The organism is Frankia sp. R82, assembly GCF_023716925.1.
Taxonomy (GTDB): domain Bacteria; phylum Actinomycetota; class Actinomycetes; order Frankiales; family Frankiaceae; genus Frankia.
The window spans coordinates 1-2,888 of the sequence record NZ_JAMQQG010000120.1; the positions used below are offsets into that span (position 1 = coordinate 1).

At 72.9% G+C, this 2,888-nt stretch carries 2 protein-coding genes; one reads left to right on the forward strand and one right to left on the reverse strand.

Features of this window, described 5'->3' with window-relative positions; genetic code table 11:
- The coding region (locus tag ND747_RS16005; RefSeq protein ID WP_251734416.1) for an NAD(P)-dependent oxidoreductase at nucleotides 1-907 on the reverse strand (907 nt) is incomplete at its 3' end.
- A gap of 554 nt (nucleotides 908-1,461) precedes the next feature.
- Here ND747_RS16005 and ND747_RS16010 point away from each other — a divergent pair.
- Nucleotides 1,462-2,888, forward strand: a 1,427-nt coding sequence (locus ND747_RS16010) for a magnesium transporter MgtE N-terminal domain-containing protein (protein ID WP_251734417.1), incomplete at its 3' end; no start/stop codon positions are given.

A 2,888-nucleotide genomic window follows, 5' to 3' on the forward strand; every position in this document is an offset into this window, starting at 1 on the left:
GGGCGGGGTTGGCCTCGTCGGCGGGGGCGCGGGTGGCCAGGCGGCGCAGGCGGATGACGGCGGTGGCGTCGCGCCGGCCGTCGCCGTGGGCCTGAGCGTCGGCGAGGTCGGACTCGGTGAGCGTGGTCAGCGGTACCGGGATGCCGCGGCTGGTCGCCTCGTCCAGGCAGATGCGCAGGTCCTTGCGCATCCAGTCGACGGCGAAACCGAAGTCGAACTCGTCGCGGATCATGGTTTCGGCCCGGTTCTGCAGATACCAGGAGCTCGCCGCGCCGCCGGAGACGGCCGGCAGCACCTGGGCCAGGTCGAGCCCGGCGGCCATGGCGAAGTTCAGCGCCTCCGCGGCGCCCTCGATCGCCCCGGCCACCAGAATCTGGTTCACCATCTTCGTGAGCTGACCGGTCCCGACCGGGCCGATCCGGGTGATCGTCGTCCCGTAGGCGGCCAGCACCGGGCGGACCCGTTCGATGGTTGCCACCGCGCCTCCGCACATCACACTGAGGCGCCCGGCCTGTGCACCGGCCTGCCCGCCGGACACCGGCGCGTCCACGAACCCGACGCCCCGCGCCTGTGCCTGCTCGGCGATCTCGACGGCGAGCCGGGCCGACGTCGTCGTGTGATCGACGATGACCGCGCCGGCCGCCAGCGCACCGAGCGCCCCCTGCGGGCCGACCAGCACCTCCCGCACGTCGTCGTCGGCGCCGACGCACAGACACACCACGTCCGCGCCCGCCGCGGCCGCCGCCGGCGTCGGCGTCGGCGGTTCGACCCGACCCGCGAACTCGGCCACGAAGTGCTGTGCCGTCGCGGCCGTGCGGTTGTACACCGCCAGGTCGAACCCGGCCCGGGCCAGGTGCCCCGCCATCGGATACCCCATCGTGCCCAGGCCAAGGAACGCAACTCGCACGTCAGATCCCACTTTCTGTAGCAACAGGGCCACTGTGGATGAGGTGCCGTCCGCGCCGGCGGCTCCTGGCGAGCACGGCCCCGCCGCGCGGCGGGCTGCCACCCGGAATGGTGCCATGCTGTCTCGTCCGCAGGAACGAAACGGATGTCCGGGCCGACGGAACGGACAGCAAGGCTCCCAGTCGCACAGGCAACGGACAAAAGGAACAATTCCACGATCCGCGAGGCGCTGTCCATATATATTCAAAATCAATGAAAATTCCACATAGGACGGTCAGCTAACCGAGAGGCGCAGGAGCGACCCGTGTGGCGATACCCGATCGTGGTGGGACTCACGGGCGCGGTTGCAGGCGACGGCGGGGCGGGTAATCTCCGCCCGTGACGAGCTCTGTGGCACCGACCTGGCTGGATTTGCCCTCCCGCGCCCCCTGGCCCGTCCCGCGCGCTCCGTCCATGGCGTGCTTCCCGGTGGTTCGGCCGGTTGGTCGCGTCCGGGCCACGCGTCGCGTCCGGCCTGCGCGCGATGTTCGCGATGTTCGCGGCGGGTGGTGAGGGATGTCGTCGCGTCCGGCACAGTCGCGGGTGTTCTGCCGACGGTTGGCGGGGCTGCTCGTCCTTGATCCGAACGGGGACCAGGTCGGTCGCGTCCATGATGTGATCGTGGCGCTGCGGCTGGGGCACGAGCCACCCCGGGTACTGGGGCTGGCGGTCGATGTGCAGCGTCGGCCGATCTTCGTGCCGATCGGTCGGGTGACGGGGGTCGAGTCCGGCGCGGTGGTCCTGTCGTCGGCGCGGCTGAGCTGGCGGCGCTTCGAGCAGCGGCCGAACGAGACGCGGGTGCTCGCCGAACTGCTCGACCGACGGGTGCGGCTGTTGGGCGCCGGTGAACCGGCGTCCCGGGCGACGTCCACGGCGGCGGTGCCAGGGGGGGATCTCCGAGCGGAGGGCACCCGGGCCGAGGCCCAGGGGGAAGAGGTCACCGTCGTGGACGCGGCGATCGAGCCGGTGCGCGGGGGCGACTGGGTGCTCAACCAGGTGGCGGTGCGCCGCGGGCGAGGCCGCCGGGGCGAGGTCCGGACGGTGTCGTGGGACGACGTGAGCGGGTTCTCGCTACCCGAGGAGGGGCAGGGAGCGGCGAACCTGCTGGCCGCGTTCGAGAAGCTGCGCCCGGCGGACCTGGCGGGGCTGCTGCACGACCTGTCGGACAAGCGGCGGGCTGAGGTCGCGGCCGCCCTGGACGACGAACGGCTCGCCGACGTCCTCGAGGAACTGCCCGAGGACGAGCAGGTCGAACTGCTCGGCGGGCTGGCCGAGGAACGGGCCGCCGACGTGCTGGAGGCGATGGGTCCCGACGACGCGGCCGACCTGCTCGGTGAGCTGCCCGCCGAGGACGCCGAACGGCTGCTGCGGCTGATGGAGCCGGACGAGGCCGCCGGTATCCGCCGGCTGCTGCTGTACGCCGACGACACCGCCGGCGGCATCATGACCAGCGAGCCGGTCGTGCTCGCCCCGAACGCGACGGTCGCCGAGGCCCTCGCCCGCATCCGGGAACCGGAGCTGTCGCCGGCGCTGGCCGCGCAGGTGTACGTCGTGCGCCCGCCGTACGAGACGCCGACCGGGCGCTACCTCGGCCTCGCACACTTCCAGCGGCTGTTGCGGGAACCGCCGTCGACGCTGATCGGCGGGGTGATCGAGGTGGACATCGCCTCCCTGCGCCCGGAGACGCCGCTGGCCGAGGTGACCCGTCATCTCGCGTCGTACAACCTGGTCGCGGCGCCGGTGCTGGACAGGTCCGGCCGGCTTGTCGGCGTGGTGACCGTCGACGACGTCCTGGACCACCTGCTGCCGGCCGACTGGCGGGAACACCAGCTGGACGCGGATGTCGAGGCCGAGACGGCGCCCGGGGCCCACACCCCGCCCGCCGCCGGTGGCACGCAGCCGGGGGCACTGGGCGAGGTCGGCGCGAGTCGCCCGGCCGACCC